A 15782-nucleotide genomic window follows, 5' to 3' on the forward strand; every position below is an offset into this window, starting at 1 on the left:
AACTGGCGGAAAACCAAGAAAAATGGCTGATACACCTCATGGCGTCGCTGCGATTCGGAAGGCTCTAAAGACGATTCCCGACAGCCCCGGCGTGTACCGGATGTTGAGCGCAAAGGACGAGGTGCTTTATGTCGGCAAGGCCCTGAACCTGAAGAAGCGCGTTACCTCTTATACGCAGCTTGCCCGCTTGCCGGAGCGTTTGCGGCTCATGGTGTCTTTGACCGTCAATATGGAGATCGTTGTTACCCGGACCGAAGCCGAAGCGTTGCTGTTGGAGGCCAACTACATCAAGCGGATGAAGCCCCGCTTCAATATCCTTCTGCGGGACGATAAGAGCTATCCGTGGCTCCTGTTGAGCGGCGATCATGCTTTCCCTCGCTTAATGCGCCAACGAGGGAAGCCGGTTAAAGGGGCGACATATTGGGGGCCATTTGCATCATCTCGTGCTGTGGATCAGACGATTCAGGTCATCCAGCGGGCCTTCATGTTGCGGACGTGTACGGATAGCGTTTTCGAATCCCGCACACGACCTTGTCTGCTGCATCAGATCAAACGCTGTTCTGCCCCCTGTGTGGACCGTATCAGCCCATCGGAATATCAGGCACTAGTAGAGCAGACGAGGGAATTCCTAGGTGGTGGCGGGCGGGAGTTACAACAGCGTTTGACCGTAGAGATGGAAAAGGCTTCCGAAGAATTGGCTTTTGAGCGGGCAGCACTCATTCGGGACCGTATCCGAGGGTTTGCTAATCTTCGGGCTTCAGGGGCGATAAACCCTATTAGTATTCAGGAAGCGGATGTGGTGGCACTCTGGCAGCAAGCGGGGCAGAGCTGCATACAGGTCTTTTTCATCCGTGGGGGACGTAATAACGGGAACAGGGCGTTCTATCCTCGGCATGAGGCTGATGCATCAGTTGAGGATGTTCTGGCTGCATTTCTGCTTCAGTTCTACGAGGATAAGCAGCCTCCTTTGCAGATAATGACGAATAGCGAACCTTCTGAACAGCCTTTGCTTACTGAGGCTTTGAGCCTGCAACGGGGGCAGAAGGTGCAGCTGCTTCAGCCACAGCGGGGCGAAAAGAAGGCGGTGTTGGACCATGCCATTCTTAATGCTCGTGAAGCTCTGGAACGGCGTTTGGCTGAAACTGCCGGGCAGGCGGTCCTGTTGGAAAAAGTTGCTGATTTGTTCGACTTACTGGCACCACCGAAACGCATTGAAGTTTACGATAACTCCCATCTTATGGGGCAGGCTCCTTATGGGGCCATGGTGGTTGGCGGGCCAGAAGGTTTTGTGAAGCGGGCTTATAGAAAGTTTTCCATTCGTGGGCCAGTGGCTCCGGGAGATGATTTCGGCATGATGAAGGAAGTCATGACTCGCCGTTTTGCCCAGTTGACGCCTGATGATGCAGGGAGTGAAAACTGGCCGGACCTTCTGCTGATTGATGGTGGTAAGGGGCAAGTGCGAGTCGTGCGGGAGATTCTAGCCGAGCGGGGGCTGTCCTCCATTCCGGTCGTTGGTATTGCCAAAGGGGTGGATCGCAACGCAGGGCGGGAATGGTTTTTTGTAGAGGGGAAAGAGCCATTTCAGCTACCGGTCAATGATGCTGTTCTGTATTACCTCCAGAGATTGCGGGATGAGGTGCATCGTTTTGTCATCACGACACACAGGGCAGGACGCTCTAGGGCATTGACCCGTTCTGGGCTTGATGAAATTCCGGGTGTTGGGCCTGCCCGCAAGAAGGCGTTGCTGACCCGTTTTGGCTCTATTCGGCAGGTTGGGCAGGCGGCTCTGGAAGAGCTGGAACGTGTACCGGGAATTAATCGTGAAATGGCGCAGGTCATTTATGGATATTTCCATCCAGAATGGGTAAGAGAGCAGAGTGACGTCCTCGAAAATCCCTGACTGAGCACTGTGTTGGGGATGGCTTTCCACATTAGGGATATCAGGTGATCAATCTTCCCAACCTTCTCACGCTGTGCCGTATACTTGTGATCCCAGTGCTGATTGCGTGTCTGGCGGGTGGCGGCCTATGGGCGGATCTGGCGTTTCTGCTGTATGTGGGCGCCTGTGTGACTGACTATCTTGATGGCGCTCTTGCCCGTAGGCAGGGGCTGACGTCTGATCTCGGCCGGATGATGGACCCAATTGCAGATAAACTTCTTGTAGGTGGGCTTCTTCTAGCCCTTGCAGGAATGGGCGGGTTACGCTTCTGTTCGCTGTATGCGGCTATTCTCATCATGTTGCGGGAGATTATGATTAGCGGATTGCGGGAATATATGGCTTCCCGGAATGAAATGATCCCTTCCACTCGTCTGGCTAAATGGAAAACAGGCGTGCAGATGGTGGCAATAGGGTTTCTTATTTTGGGGCAGGGGGATTCTAGCTCTTTTCATGACGTAACATGGTGTTTCGGTGTGATAGGGGCTGCGTTGCTCTGGCTGTCCGTTATTCCGACCCTCCTGACGGGGACGGAGTATCTCAGAGCGACCGTAGCGCAAATACGGAGGTAGGATGCTGTGAGGTATCTGGCGGCTCTGGAAGATGATGGCGGAAGGCGTGTTACGCTTTCTCGGTGGCGGGTTGTGATGATTGTAAAGGGTGAGGAATGAAAAGCAGAGAAGGCAAAATAAAGAGGGCAGGCGCTGTCATGTCCTTCTTTGCGGTGGGATGCACCAGTTTCTCGGTCAGTTGTACGGGGCTGGACAGGCATCTGCACAATACGATCAACCCGTTTGGTAATCCGAATACGCCTGATGCTCGGAGTGAGACAGCGCAGCGCATTCAGGGGGCGAAGGCAACCAGTACGATGCCTCTCCTGCCTGAAGAAGGCGATGTCTGGCCGGGGCAGCCGGAGCCTGTGCCCAGCCTTCAGGATGTTAGCCGGTCTGATGCTCATTTTGTTGCAAAATGGCAGAAGGCCCGCCCGCAGCTTGATGCCGACTTGCGCCAGCAGTTGAATGACGGGCAGGGCATGAGTGTCGGGGAGGATGTTGGCAAGCGGTATGGTTCTGGTCGGGATGTAATGCCTATCGGTCAGCCCATTCCCTCCCATGTGAAGGATAATGCACCTCCTTATATCGAGCCTGCAAATAAGGGTGTCGTTACCATTCCTAATGGCGATGGAACCGATACGCTTATTGCCCCTGATGGTAGTGTTAAGATCGTCAGTGCGGGCAAGGCAGCTTTGTATCAGAATGCTAGAACCTTCGGGCATGTTCGTTCTTCTGATGAACAGACGCAGGAGGCTCAGGCAGAAACTGAAAAAACACCGGTGACGGTACCGCCGCCGCCTCCCCCAAGGGAACAGGTTGTCACAGAGGCTCCTCATCCACAGCCGAAGGTTGAGAGGCTACCAGAGCCAGAATCGCAACGCCTCGTGCGTGAGGTTCCACCTGTTAGGGAGGTACCACCTCCCCAGCCGAAGGCTGAGGTCCGGCATGAAGTGCAGCAACGCCCTGTGCATGAGGCTCCGCCCGTTAGGGCAGTACCGCCGCACTCTGAGGCCCATGTCGTAATCCCACCGCCTGCGCCTAAAGCACCGGTCGTGGCCGAGCCGCCTCCGCAGCAACCCGCCATGCCTGAAGCTGCGCCCCGGCACAGATATGACAGGATGGCTGTTGATGCTGCTCAGCCTGTGGCAGAGCCAGCTCACATTCATAAATCGCATCATAAGCAGCAGGCTCGGGACCATGAGGCTGTGGCGGTGTCTGGGCGGCATCACAAGACATCTGAGCGGCCTGTGGAGGCGCATGCAAAGAAGGAGCGGCATCATACGCACCGGAAACGTAATGGTGAGTTTGTGGATGCGCTGGGTCTTGAAGCCTCTGCACGTTCCGCACGGGCTCATAAGAGTGATGGTGTGTACCAGTTTGACTGGGATAAATGAGATTAGTCTTGCGAGAAAACGAACATAATCTGCCTCAATGAGGTATCCTGAGTCGGAAAGGACTTGACCTGAAAGGCTCAAGGTATCATTGTCCGGCTCAGGTATAGGGGATGTGCTGCTCCGACACTGATGAAGCAGCGTCCCATCATGCGGCAGCAGTCCGAGGGTAATATGGCCAAAACAAACGTAATCATGATCCGTCTCGTTTCTTCTGCAGATACGGGTTATTTCTATGTCACGAAGAAGAATGCCCGTACGGCAACAGGGAAGATGGAAGTACGCAAGTATGACCCGGTCGTGCGTAAGCACGTTGTCTTCCGTGAGGCAAAGATCAAGTAATCATCGGGTTATCTGATGAACAAGAAAGGCGGCCCTCTGGGCCGCTTTTTTTTTTATGCGTGGTTAGGCAGAATTAGCATGGAGTAAGGGGAGGTTGCCTTCCCTCAGTAGAGAGAGTTTTTCTCGCCATAGGGAATAACCAGATCACCCTTTCGGCTGCTGTTGAGCATCATACGGCTTCGCTCATCCAGCATATCCGGGTCCAAGGCTTTTTCATTTAAGGCTGTGACGCGTCGACGCCATATGTCCTGCTCTTTATGAGCATCTGACAAGGCAGATTGGGCTTCGAGCTGGAGTTTCTTTTGCCGCTGGTAGGCCTCAATACCAAGATTGCCATGTAGCGCATTCCAGCCAAAATAGATTGTCAGCAGCAGGAAGAGGAGCGGGGCAAATACGGCACCCACTCCACGCCGTAGCAGAGCGATCATGCTGTGGCTCCTCGGTTATGATGGGTATTCAGTTGAATTGGACTATCATTTATAAGCGGTTCAGTCGGAGAGGCAAGTTATGTGTTTGGTCGGCTAGCAATAAAATCTAGAAAGAGAGCATGAAAAAAGCCCCCATCTGGAAACAGACGGGGGCCCCTTCCGTTGGCAGATCAGCCATTATCTGGCTGGTCCTACACCCGTAATTACTTGCGGGATTTCAGGATGCTGCGACCAGCATACTCGGCGCTCTTGCCCAGCTGCTGCTCAATGCGGATCAGCTGGTTGTACTTGGCCATACGGTCGGAACGGGACAGGGAGCCTGTCTTGATCTGCCCTGTGTTCACGGCGACAGCGAGATCAGCGATGGTGCTGTCTTCTGTTTCACCAGAACGGTGGCTCATGACAGTGGTGTAGCCAGCTCGCTGAGCCATTTCCACCGCACGGAGTGTCTCTGTCAGGGAGCCGATCTGGTTCACCTTCACGAGCAGGGAGTTGGCAACGCCCTTTTCGATACCTTCCTTCAGACGGACCGGATTGGTGACGAAGAGGTCATCACCGACCAGCTGGACGCGGTCACCGAGACGCTCGGTCAGCTCTTTCCAGCCTTCCCAGTCATCTTCAGCCAGACCATCCTCAATGGATACAATCGGGAAGTCTTTGGTCAGCTTCTCCAGATAGGAGACCATTTCGCTGGAGCTGAAGCTCTTGCCTTCGCCCTTCATCTCGTAGCGGCCGTTCTTGTAGAACTCGGTGGAAGCACAATCGAGAGCGAGCGTGATGTCCGTACCGAACTTGTAGCCAGCGTCTGCAACAGCCTTCTCGATATACTTCAGGCCTTCCTCGGTGGAGCTGAGGTTAGGAGCGAAACCGCCTTCATCACCAACGTTGGTGTTCAGACCGTTCTTGTGCAGCTCTTTCTTCAGACAAGCGAAGATTTCAGAACCCATACGGATGGCTTCAGCAACGGAAGAAGCACCAACCGGCTGGATCATGAATTCCTGGAAGTCGATGGCGTTGTCAGCATGCTCACCACCGTTGATGATGTTCATCATCGGAACAGGCAGAACATGGGCAAATGTGCCACCAACATAGCGGTACAGCGGCAGGTCCAGCTCTTCAGCTGTGGCGCGGGCCACGGCGAGAGAGACACCAAGGATAGCGTTGGCACCAAGGCGGGCCTTGTTCGGTGTACCATCGAGGTCGATCATGGCCTGGTCAATGGCGATCTGATCTTCAGATTCCATGCCACGCAGCTTGTCGGCAATTTCCGTGTTCACGGCGTTGACAGCCTTCAGGACGCCCTTACCGTGGAAGCGTTTTTTGTCGCCATCACGCAGTTCTACAGCTTCGTGGGCACCGGTGGAGGCACCGGAAGGAACGGCAGCACGACCGGTAACACCGGAGGCCAGTTCAACATCTACCTCAACAGTCGGGTTACCACGGCTGTCCAGAATTTCGCGGGCAATAATATCAACAATAGCGCTCAAGGGACTTCTCCTGACTCTATGCGGCGGACCCTGAACGGCCTATTATCAGATAATAGCCTGGATCCGCTTTCGCTCTATTTCAGTCTCAAAATACGCGCCTGAGGTCAATTACGATGCGACAATTTCCTGTCACAGCTGCCATGCTTATTGTGCTTGGCGGCGTTTTCCCCTTTCTGGTGGGGGGCTGGCTGTTTCTGGCTGGAGTGCTGACATCATTACCCCACCTCAGCCTTATTCTACTTACCTATGGGGGATGTCTGCTGTCTTTCTATGGGGCTGTCCAATGGGGGTTGCTAGCTAGTAAGCCTACAATCATCCTGCCAAAGGGCGAGGGGCAGCGGGATGGACGCGCCCTTCTTCTGGGGGCATTCGCCTTTTTGTGGGGATGGTTGGCCCTTTGTGTCGGATTGTTGGGGAATCTGAGGATCGGCTTTGGGCTAGAAGTGATCGGTTTTGCAGGCATCTTTGCTCTGGAACGAATCGCCAACCGCTGTGGTGATCTGCCGCCCGGTTATTTTATGATGAGGGCGGTCAGCACCGGGTTATGTGTGATTGGTTTTCTACTTGCTCTGCTATCACCACAGGGTCAGTTTTAGAGCCGGGAAATGAGGCGACTCAGAGGACTTCTGATTTGACCAATTGATCAATCTTTTTGAGTGGCGCAAGCAGGTCCCGCATTTCAGCGAGGGGGATCATGGTTGGGCCATCGCTGGGTGCTGTATCCGGCTCTTGATGAGTTTCGATAAAGAGGGCACTGACGCCCGTTGCTAGGGCAGCACGGGCTAGCGGTGCGACAAACTCCCGCTGTCCACCGGTTGCTGTACCGAGCCCACCCGGCTGCTGTACGGAGTGGGTGGCATCAAAGACAACAGGATATCCGGTCCGTGCCATGATGGGCAGGGCTCGCATATCATTGATGAGCGTATTGTAGCCGAAGCATGTACCACGTTCGCAAAGTAGGATGCGTTCGTTTCCAGTGGATTTCAGCTTATCGACAATATTCTGCATGTCCTGAGGGGCTAGAAACTGCCCTTTTTTGACATTGATGGCCCGTCCCGTTTGCCCAGCGGCTAGCAATAAGTCCGTCTGCCGACAGAGGAAGGCCGGAATCTGAAGGACGTCCACGGCTTCAGCAGCGGGGGCGCATTGTTCTGGGGCGTGAACATCCGTCAGGACAGGAATCCCGAATTGGGTACGAATATCGGAAAGGATTTTCAGCCCTTCCTCCATTCCAACACCACGGGCAGCATGGACCGAGCTACGGTTGGCTTTATCAAAGCTGCTTTTGTAGATGAGCCGGATATCCAGCTCATGGCAGAGGCGGTGTAGGGCCTCTGCCATGAAGAAGGCATGGTCTCGGGATTCAATCTGACACGGGCCAGCGATCAGCCGGAAAGGCTGATCTTGCCCGATGATGAAGTTTCCGAGAGGGATATTCATACATTCTCTTCCCGTGAGAGGTGCTCTTTTTTAGCAGCACCAACAAAGCCTACGAACAGCGGATGCGGATCGAAGGGCTTAGAGAGCAGTTCTGGATGATACTGCACACCAATGAACCACGGGTGGTCAGGATATTCCACGACTTCTGGCAGCACACCATCAGGCGACATACCGGAGAAGCGCAGGGACGTCTTTTCCAGAACCTCACGATAATGGACGTTGACTTCCCAGCGGTGACGGTGACGTTCACGGATATCTGTTTTGCCGTAGACCTCTGCAACGCGAGACCCTTCGACAAGTTTGGCCGGATAGGCACCGACACGCATGGTGCCGCCAAGGTCTCCGCCTTCACGGCGGCGCAGCAGCTCTGTGCCGCGGGCCCATTCAGTCATAAGGCCGACCAGAGGCTCATCCGTGGGGCCGAACTCCGTAGAAGAGGCTTTCTTCAGGCCAGCGAGTGAGCGGGCACATTCAATGACAGCCATCTGCATACCGAAACAGATGCCAAGGAAGGGAATCTTGTTCTCACGTGCATAACGCACGGCGTTGATCTTCCCTTCGGAGCCACGCTCACCAAAGCCGCCGGGTACCAGAATACCATCCATGCCGCGTAGTAGCTCATCAAGATTGGCTGGGTCTTCCAGTTCTTCCGCATCAATCCAGTTCATATGGACACGGACATCCTGTGAGATGCCACCATGCAGGAGAGCTTCGGCGAGGGATTTGTAGCTGTCCAGCAGTGCTGTGTATTTCCCAACAATGCCGATGCGGACTTCACCCTTCGGTTCCCGCACGCCACGGACAATCTTCTCCCAGCGGGAGAGGTCGGGAGCTGTCTCGTGAGGGAGACCGAAATAACGGAGAACCTCACGGTCCATGCCCTGCTCGTGATAAGCGATGGGGCAGGCATAGATGGTATCGACATCCAGCGCAGCAATTACAGCTTCAGGCCGGACATTACAGAAACTGGCGATCTTTTGCCGTTCCGTCTGCGGGATGGGACGGTCTGACCGGCAGAGAAGGATCTGCGGCTGGAGGCCGACATTCTGGAGCTCTTTGACAGAATGTTGGGTCGGCTTCGTCTTCAGTTCACCAGCGGAAGGAATATAGGGCAGGAGGGTGAGATGAACACACATTGTGTTCTCATGGCCCAGATCGTTACGGAGCTGGCGGATGGCTTCCAGAAAGGGGAGGCTCTCAATATCACCAACCGTGCCGCCAATTTCGACCAGCACGAAATCATAGCCGTCCGTATCTGTAACTACAGCTTCCTTGATGGCATCCGTGATGTGCGGAATGACCTGAACAGTAGCCCCAAGATAGTCGCCACGGCGTTCCCGGGCGATCACATTGGAATAGATACGGCCTGTCGTGGTGTTGTCAGAACGACGGGCGTGCACGCCCGTGAATCGTTCATAGTGGCCGAGATCGAGATCGGTCTCGGCGCCGTCATCAGTGATGAACACCTCACCGTGCTGATAAGGGCTCATCGTGCCCGGATCAACATTCAGATAAGGGTCCAGTTTCCTGATGCGGACCTTATGCCCACGGGCCTGGAGGAGGGCAGCCAGAGCTGCCGAAGCAATACCTTTACCGAGGGAGGATACAACCCCACCCGTCACAAAAACAAAGCGCGTCATGGGAGGCCCTTATATAGTGAAGAGGGGGGGAAGGGGAAGCAGATTATGCGCTCCGCTTCCCATGAAAAATGGATCAGGGATGCTGTGGTGTCTGCGGGGCGGCAGGAGTGGCCACATCAGCAGGCTGATTGACAGGCGGATGGGCCAGAATATCACGGCCTGAACCCCCGCTAGAGGCTCCACGGTTCAGAACAGCCAGGCATAGGCAGAGAATCATGAAGATGGCAGCCAGCACAGCCGTACTGCGGGTCAGCAGGGTTGCTGTGCCACGGCCGGACATGAAGGAACCTAGCCCCTGACTGCTGCCAACGCCGAGACCACCGCCTTCGCTACGCTGGATCAGGATAACGCCGATAAGGGCCAGGGCAACCAGAACAGTGAGGATAAGCAGAAATGTGGTCATGCAGTCAGGTCCAACAGGTTATGGGGAAGGCTGAGGCGCAGTTGCTTCAGCCGCAGCGCCAATGATGTCCAAGAAGCTTTGTGCCTCAAGGCTGGCACTGCCGACAAGCACCCCGTCCACTGCCTCGATGGACATGATGGAGGGAGCCTGAACGGAAGTTACAGACCCGCCATACAGGACCGGAACACGAATGTCATCCGTCATAAGCCTCATTGGTAGCAGGGCACGGATCAGCTGTAGCTTTCTCTGAAGCTCCTCCTGTGAAGGAGTGATGCCGCTACCAATGGCCCAGACAGGCTCATAAGCCAGAATTCCACGGAAGCCCCGTGTCAGTGAGCCTTCAATTTGGGTAGAAAGCACGCTGGCTGCCCGTCCTTCATTTCGCTCTGCCAGATGCTCGCCGATACAGACAATCGGCGTAATTCCGGCTGCTGTAGCTGCTTTAACTTTTTGGCGGATGATGGCATCGGTTTCGCCATGGTTCTGGCGTCGTTCCGAATGGCCGAGAATGACATAACGTGCCCCGAGGTCACGGATCATAGGGGCAGAAATATCCCCAGTGAAGGGCCCGGAGGATGCTGGGTAACAGTCTTGCGCCCCCATGGCCAGTTGCTCATGCGGCAGACAGACCTCCCGCAACGCCTGATGGACACCATCAAGCTGCGTGAAGGGGGGGCAGATAATAGTATGAAGGTGCGATGGCGGCGGTGTGTCCCGCATGGCGTGGGCGATGTCCCGTGCGAGCTGGAGGCCGTGCTCGTGGCGAGCCTGCATTTTCCAGTTCCCAATGACAAATTTGGGTACGGTGCTCATTCTGCTCTCCCCGGTCGGCACGATGTATCCACTGCACATGGGCAGAGAAGGGACACGCCGTGCTGGTCAATCTGTGTCGGCATCTCTATGCTGGGGCAGCTTAGCGGGTTTTCTCGGCTAATGCTATTCTGCCATCAGTAAAGTGATATGCGTCTTCGATGATTACTGCCCTGCGTCATTTTCTGGTTGACTCCTGGCTCGGCCGGGTGATCGCCTTTGTGGTTTTTCTTTCCTTTGTCGTGCTGGGAGGCACTTTTTTCGGCATGGGCGGTGGGATGTCCGGTCTGGGCGGTGATACCGTGGTGCAGATCGGATCCCGCAAGATTACGCCTCTTGAGTTTCAGAAAGCCATTCAGAGGCAGGTTGCCTATGCCATTCAGCAGAATGGTGGTGCGGCTGAATTTTTGAAGACCCCGGAGGGACGTCAGGAAATCGGTCATGCCGCCCTGCGCAACCTCATTCTTGTGCATGAGGGGGAATTGGCCGGGAAACGCAATGGTCTTAACCCGGGCGATGAGACGATTCGTAAAATCGTTTTCGCTATGCCTGATTTTCAGGACCCTAGCGGCAGGTTCGATCCTAAGAAGATGGAAGAGGTGCTCAAGAGCAACAATCTCAGCCATCAGACTCTGACAGAAGAGACACGGCGTATGCTGTATGGCAGTGCGACCATGTTTGCTTTTGGTAAGTCTGTGCAGCCTCCAGTGCAGGAGCTGGACTGGCTGGCGAATTATGTCGGGCACGGTCAGGTGGTGGATATGGTGCGCCTGCCCTTCTCTTTGGGGGAGGTCTCTTCTCAGCCGACTGATGAGCAGTTGAAACGCTATTATCAGAATCACCTTTGGCAGTTCCGTCAGCCTGAATATCGTCATGCCCGTATTGTGGTGATGACGGCAGGGAGTGTAGCAAAAACACTCCAGATTTCTGATGAAGACCTGCAGGCATCGTACAAAATGAAGATGCAGGACCCCACCGAGGCAACCCGGTATAATAGTCCGGAACTGCGCTCTGTTGAGGTTCTGGCTGTAACGGATGAAGCAACGGCCGGACGGATTGCCACAGCATGGCAGAAGGGGCAGTCTTGGGCAGAGTTGCAGAAGCAGTATCCTAAAGCCATTCCGGCTACATTGAGTGATGCCCGTATGACGGACCTACCGGATCCTGCTCTGGGCAAAGCGGCTTTTGATACGCAGGAAGGCCATGTGTCTGCTCCCGTCCGCACAGCAGCAGGCTGGAGCGTTGTGCATGTTCTGTCCGTCAAACCAGCAAAGCACGCTAGCTTTGAAAGTCTAAAAGACAGCATTCGGGAAGACCTGACGAATGAGCGGGCGACCGCACTGTTGAAGGACCGGCAGAGAGCGTTCGAGGAAGCTGTAGCCGGGTCCGTGACGCTGGATAAGATTCCTGCGGATATCGGAGCCGTCCCTCTGGAAGGTAGCCTAGATGCCCATGGCAATCTGCCGGGTGGCGAGCCAGCCCCTCTGCCGGGGGATGGGACACTGCGTCAGGCTCTGATAGGGCAAGTTTTCAGCCAGAAGAAGGATGAGCCTCCGCATGTTGTGACAGAGCCGGATGGCAGTGCTTTCGCTGTGTTGGTGGATGACATCACACCGGGTAAGCAGGAGGCGTACGAGACTGTGCAGCAGGCCGTGAAGGATGCATGGCTGGCCGATGCTCGGAAGCATGTTACGGAACAGCGGGCAACGGCTTTGTATCAGCAGGCGAAGAAGGGGGGGCTGCGTCAGGCTCTGGCTGGCCAGAAAGAGGAAGCCATGCTTCAGAAGGATGAGCATTTCTCCCGTCTTCAGTTGCGCAATGATGTGCCGGCTCTCATTCTTCGGGCTGCTCTGGAGCAGAAACAGGGACAGACGGCCATGCTGCAAGAAGGAGATGGGTACTGGTTGGTCAATGTGACGGGTAATTACGAGGAGTCACCGACTTTGATTCAGGCCATCCGTCAGCAGCAGGCAGCGCGTATGGCAGGGGCCTATCGCAATGACCTTCAGGAGACGTTGGGTATGTCCTATACCCGTGTGGCACCGCCACGCCACTTCAACGCTACCCTGTTCAATGATGTCAATGAGAGGGTGCTCAGCATGATTTCAGGAAGGCTAGGCCAGCAGTGAGTAGTATTTTACACAGGGTAGAAGCAGGAGACCTGCTGACACCACTTTCCGTTTTTCTTCGTTTGTCTCGTCTGGCTGATGATCCGTACCGTCTCTTTTTCGAGAGTGTGGAGGGAGGAGAAGCCCGAGGGCGTTATTCCATTATTGCTCTGCTGCCGGATACGGTGTGGCGGTGTAAGGATGGTCAGGCCTTTCGTGATGGCCGCAAAGAAGATGCGGCTCCGCTGACCTCGCTAAAAACACTCCTTGATGAGAGTCGGATGGAGCTGCCAGAGGGCATGCCTCCGATGATTGGTGGGGTCTTTGGCGTGCTGGGCTATGACATGGTCCGGCAGATGGAAGACCTTCCCAACCCACCACCGAATGATTTGGACCTCCCCGAAGGGGTAATGATTCGTCCTCGGCTTTTTGCTGTGTTCGATATTGTGCGGGATGAGCTGATTCTTGCTACGCCATTACGTGATGGTATGTCTGAGGAGGAGGGTGAGGCCCTTTTGGATAAGGCTGTGGCGGCTCTGCGCCAGCCCGTGGAGGACCCAGCAGAAACAGTGCCAGAAGGCACGCAGCTGGAAGCACCTGTTTCTAACATCACTCATGCAGATTTCCTCCAGAAGGTGAAAACGGCGCAGGATTATATTGCCGCAGGTGATGCCTTCCAGATTGTGCCGAGCCAGCGTTTTACGACAGCGTTCCCGCTATCTTCGCTCGCTCTCTATCGTAGTCTGCGGCGCATCAATCCAGCACCGTTTTTGTTCTTAATGGAACTTGGTGAATTTACGCTGGTAGGCTCATCACCGGAAATTCTGGTGCGCGTGCGGGATGGTATCGTAACAGTCCGCCCACTAGCAGGCACCCGGCCCCGTGGGCGGGATCGTGAGCATGATCTGGCGTTGGAAAAAGAACTCTTGGCCGATGGCAAGGAACTTGCCGAACATCTCATGCTGATCGACCTTGGGCGGAACGATGTTGGGCGTGTCTCTCAGCTGGGAACGGTGGAAGTACCGGATCGTTTCGTAGTGGAGCGCTATAGCCACGTCATGCACATCTCATCCACCGTGACGGGGAAAGTAAAGCCCGAGTGCAGCGCTCTTGATGCTCTGTCTGCAGCCTTCCCGGCGGGCACGCTGACGGGAGCGCCCAAGATACGCACCATGGAGATCATTGACGAGCTGGAGCCAACCCGGCGTGGCCCTTATGCCGGGTGTGTCGGTTATTTTGGGGCTAATGGCGAGATGGATACTTGCATCGGATTGCGCATGGCCCTCCTGAAGGACGGCCAAATGTATGTGCAGGCTGGCTGTGGTGTCGTGGCTGAATCTGATCCTGAAGCCGAATATCAGGAGACGAGAGCTAAGGCCCGTGCACTTTTTACAGCGGCAGAAGCGGCCATTAAGCAGGCCATCCATAACGGTCAGCAGAGGGTTTCCACGGGGAGGGGGTGTAAATCTTCGTCCGGCGCATCATCTGAAAGAACAGCAATGACCTCTGAATGTGAGGAGATCGTCAGATGATTCTGCTGATTGATAATTATGACAGTTTCACCTTCAACCTAGTGCACCACTTCGGTGCGTTGGGTGTGGAATGTGCCGTTAAGCGAAACGATGCGCTGACCGCTGACCGTGCATTGGAAATGAACCCCTCTGCCATCGTTCTGTCTCCCGGTCCGTGTTCCCCTGATGAAGCAGGTATCTGCTGTGAGCTGATTGAAAAGGCAGCGGGGAAAGTACCTGTTCTGGGGGTCTGTCTGGGGCATCAATCCATCGGGCAGGTCTTCGGTGCTCGTGTTGTCCGTGCCTCCGTGCCCATGCATGGCAAGATTAATGCTATTCATCACGATGGGAGCGGCGTCTTTGCTGGCTTGCCGGACCCGGTAGATATGGTGCGTTACCATAGCTTGACGCTGGACCCAGCCAGTATCCCGGATTCACTTATCGTTAATGCGAAAACGGAAGATGGCGTCATCATGGGTGTTCGTCATCGAGAGTACCCGATTCATGGTGTGCAGTTCCATCCGGAGAGCATTGCATCCAACTCCGGGCGTGAGCTTCTGGCCAACTTCCTGCGACTGGCCAATGTGTTTCCGCAGAAAGAGGGTGCTGCTAGCTGATGGGCGTGCAGAAGACGCAGTTTCTGCCGTTTCTCAAGAAGGTCGCTGCCGGGCGGGAGCTGAGCGTTTCCGAAGCTGAGGCCGCCTTCATGCTCATCATGCAGGGGGAGGTCTCGGAGATAGAACTCTCTGCCTTTCTGACCGCCCTTCAGATGAGAGGGGAGACGGCAGAAGAGCTTTCAGGGGCTGTACGGGCTGTTCGTCAGAATATGCAGGCTCTCCGTAACGTGCCAGAAGATACAGTGGATGTCTGCGGGACAGGCGGCGATGGTTTGGGGACGCTGAATGTGTCCACAGCCACGGCCTTTGTGTTGGCTGGCTTGGGGGTTCCTGTTGCCAAGCACGGAGGGCGGGCCTGGTCTTCTCGGGCCGGGGCGACCGATGTTCTGGAAGCGCTGGGTATTCCTGCCGAAGCTGACCACGCCCGGCAGGAAGAACGCCTGAGGCAGGATCATCTCGCTTTCTTAGCGGCGCCCTTTCATCATCCAGCCATGCGGATTGCCGCTCCGGTTCGGAAACAGCTTGGCTTTCGGACATTGTTTAACCTTCTGGGGCCACTCTGTAACCCGGCACGGGTCCGGCGTCAGCTTGTTGGTGTGTTTGCCGAAGCATGGTGCCGCCCTGTAGCGCAGGTGCTCGGGGAGCTTGGGGCGGTTTCTGCATGGGTTGTGCATGGCCATACCGATGAAGGGGGAATTGATGAACTGACCCTTTCTGGGCCTACACACAATGAGGTGTGGGAAAATGGACAGGTTGTTTCATTTGACCTGACGCCGGACATGGCAGGTCTGCCCCATTACGAGATCGCTGCTCTTAGGGGGGCAGACCCCGTCAGTAATGCGCGACGTATGGAGGCTCTTTTTGCAGGAGAAACAGGCTGTTATCGTGATACAGTCCTGCTGAATACTGCTGTTGGTCTGCATGTTGCCGGGCGGGGAAAGCTGCTTGAGAATGGCTGTCTTTCCGTCCCGGCTTTGCGGCGTAATATTGCCGAAGCGGCCCGGTCCCTCGATGAGGGGTTGGCCCAGAAGGCTTTAATCCGGGCTCAAACGGGTGTAAGTGCTCAGAACTGAACGCTAGAACCGTTCCTTAATGTTCCAAGGTAAAGATTCAGG

General features: G+C 55.3%; 15 protein-coding genes. 9 read left to right on the plus strand and 6 right to left on the minus strand.

All coding sequences use genetic code 11. The annotated features are described in order from the left end of the window. Positions 1-22: 22 nt before the first annotated feature. The 4 genes from uvrC (at position 23) to rpmG (ending at position 4223) form a co-directional block, all read left to right on the plus strand. Positions 23-1900, plus strand: coding sequence for an excinuclease ABC subunit UvrC (gene uvrC, locus AL01_RS00805; RefSeq protein ID WP_077395375.1), 1878 nt, complete (start codon positions 23-25; stop codon positions 1898-1900). A 44-nt stretch (positions 1901-1944) separates the two neighbouring features. Beyond that, positions 1945-2508: a CDP-diacylglycerol--glycerol-3-phosphate 3-phosphatidyltransferase gene (gene pgsA / locus AL01_RS00810; RefSeq protein WP_077395376.1), complete on the plus strand. Its 564-nt coding sequence runs from the start codon at positions 1945-1947 to the stop codon at positions 2506-2508. 137 nt (positions 2509-2645) lie between these two features. Further along, positions 2646-3884 (plus strand): hypothetical protein, encoded by a 1239-nt coding sequence (locus tag AL01_RS00815; RefSeq protein WP_077395377.1) that lies wholly within the window; start codon positions 2646-2648, stop codon positions 3882-3884. Between the two features lie 171 nt (positions 3885-4055). Then, on the plus strand, positions 4056-4223 hold the full coding sequence (gene rpmG, locus AL01_RS00820) for a 50S ribosomal protein L33 (RefSeq protein WP_043561310.1): 168 nt from the start codon (positions 4056-4058) through the stop codon (positions 4221-4223). 104 nt (positions 4224-4327) lie between these two features. Here rpmG and AL01_RS00825 read toward each other — a convergent pair whose 3' ends face one another. Further along, positions 4328-4651, minus strand: coding sequence for an FtsB family cell division protein (locus AL01_RS00825; protein ID WP_077395378.1), 324 nt, complete (start codon positions 4649-4651; stop codon positions 4328-4330). A 203-nt stretch (positions 4652-4854) separates the two neighbouring features. Further along, entirely contained in the window at positions 4855-6138 is a 1284-nt protein-coding gene (gene eno, locus AL01_RS00830) for a phosphopyruvate hydratase (RefSeq protein WP_077395379.1), read from the minus strand. A gap of 113 nt (positions 6139-6251) precedes the next feature. Here eno and AL01_RS00835 point away from each other — a divergent pair, with 113 nt between their 5' ends. Next, positions 6252-6734 (plus strand): DUF3429 domain-containing protein, encoded by a 483-nt coding sequence (locus tag AL01_RS00835; RefSeq protein ID WP_077395380.1) that lies wholly within the window; start codon positions 6252-6254, stop codon positions 6732-6734. A gap of 19 nt (positions 6735-6753) precedes the next feature. Here AL01_RS00835 and kdsA read toward each other — a convergent pair whose 3' ends face one another. The 4 genes from kdsA to tpiA all read right to left on the minus strand — a co-directional run bounded on the left by kdsA (position 6754) and on the right by tpiA (position 10434). Then, positions 6754-7578 carry a 3-deoxy-8-phosphooctulonate synthase gene (gene kdsA, locus AL01_RS00840; RefSeq protein ID WP_077395381.1) on the minus strand — a complete coding sequence of 275 codons (825 nt, stop codon included), beginning with the start codon at positions 7576-7578 and terminating at the stop codon, positions 6754-6756. Continuing rightward, positions 7575-9218 (minus strand): CTP synthase, encoded by a 1644-nt coding sequence (locus AL01_RS00845; protein WP_077395382.1) that lies wholly within the window; start codon positions 9216-9218, stop codon positions 7575-7577. Before AL01_RS00845 ends, kdsA begins: the two co-directional genes overlap by 4 nt. 73 nt (positions 9219-9291) lie before the next feature. Next, entirely contained in the window at positions 9292-9621 is a 330-nt protein-coding gene (secG, locus tag AL01_RS00850; protein ID WP_077395383.1) for a preprotein translocase subunit SecG, read from the minus strand. An 18-nt stretch (positions 9622-9639) separates the two neighbouring features. Beyond that, positions 9640-10434 carry a triose-phosphate isomerase gene (tpiA, locus tag AL01_RS00855; protein ID WP_077395384.1) on the minus strand — a complete coding sequence of 265 codons (795 nt, stop codon included), beginning with the start codon at positions 10432-10434 and terminating at the stop codon, positions 9640-9642. Positions 10435-10592: 158 nt separating this feature from the next. On the opposite strand from tpiA, the gene AL01_RS00860 reads away from it, so the two are divergent. The 4 genes from AL01_RS00860 to trpD are packed head-to-tail and all read left to right on the plus strand — an operon-like array spanning position 10593 to position 15740. After that, positions 10593-12560, plus strand: a complete 1968-nt coding sequence (locus AL01_RS00860) for a peptidylprolyl isomerase (protein ID WP_077395385.1) — start codon at positions 10593-10595, stop codon at positions 12558-12560. Beyond that, on the plus strand, positions 12557-14071 hold the full coding sequence (gene trpE, locus AL01_RS00865; RefSeq protein ID WP_077395386.1) for an anthranilate synthase component I: 1515 nt from the start codon (positions 12557-12559) through the stop codon (positions 14069-14071). Before AL01_RS00860 ends, trpE begins: the two co-directional genes overlap by 4 nt. Beyond that, entirely contained in the window at positions 14068-14667 is a 600-nt protein-coding gene (locus AL01_RS00870) for an anthranilate synthase component II (RefSeq protein WP_077395387.1), read from the plus strand. Before trpE ends, AL01_RS00870 begins: the two co-directional genes overlap by 4 nt. Beyond that, the gene (gene trpD / locus AL01_RS00875) at positions 14667-15740 is read left to right on the plus strand and encodes an anthranilate phosphoribosyltransferase (protein ID WP_077395388.1); all 1074 of its coding nucleotides are present in this window, start codon (positions 14667-14669) and stop codon (positions 15738-15740) included. The genes AL01_RS00870 and trpD overlap by 1 nt, the downstream gene beginning before the upstream one ends. Positions 15741-15782: the final 42 nt, after the last annotated feature.

Origin of the sequence: Bombella intestini (assembly GCF_002003665.1) — a bacterium.
Classification (GTDB): Bacteria; Pseudomonadota; Alphaproteobacteria; order Acetobacterales; family Acetobacteraceae; genus Bombella; species Bombella intestini.

Coding starts and splice junctions, on each gene's coding strand:
- uvrC (WP_077395375.1), top strand. CDS start 23: ATGGCTGATACACCTCATGGCGTCGCTGCGATTCGGAAGGCTCTAAAG.
- AL01_RS00815 (WP_077395377.1), top strand. CDS start 2,646: ATGTCCTTCTTTGCGGTGGGATGCACCAGTTTCTCGGTCAGTTGTACG.
- rpmG (WP_043561310.1), top strand. CDS start 4,056: ATGGCCAAAACAAACGTAATCATGATCCGTCTCGTTTCTTCTGCAGAT.
- AL01_RS00825 (WP_077395378.1), bottom strand. CDS start 4,651: ATGATCGCTCTGCTACGGCGTGGAGTGGGTGCCGTATTTGCCCCGCTC.
- AL01_RS00835 (WP_077395380.1), top strand. CDS start 6,252: ATGCGACAATTTCCTGTCACAGCTGCCATGCTTATTGTGCTTGGCGGC.
- kdsA (WP_077395381.1), bottom strand. CDS start 7,578: ATGAATATCCCTCTCGGAAACTTCATCATCGGGCAAGATCAGCCTTTC.
- AL01_RS00845 (WP_077395382.1), bottom strand. CDS start 9,218: ATGACGCGCTTTGTTTTTGTGACGGGTGGGGTTGTATCCTCCCTCGGT.
- secG (WP_077395383.1), bottom strand. CDS start 9,621: ATGACCACATTTCTGCTTATCCTCACTGTTCTGGTTGCCCTGGCCCTT.
- tpiA (WP_077395384.1), bottom strand. CDS start 10,434: ATGAGCACCGTACCCAAATTTGTCATTGGGAACTGGAAAATGCAGGCT.
- AL01_RS00860 (WP_077395385.1), top strand. CDS start 10,593: ATGATTACTGCCCTGCGTCATTTTCTGGTTGACTCCTGGCTCGGCCGG.
- AL01_RS00870 (WP_077395387.1), top strand. CDS start 14,068: ATGATTCTGCTGATTGATAATTATGACAGTTTCACCTTCAACCTAGTG.
- trpD (WP_077395388.1), top strand. CDS start 14,667: ATGGGCGTGCAGAAGACGCAGTTTCTGCCGTTTCTCAAGAAGGTCGCT.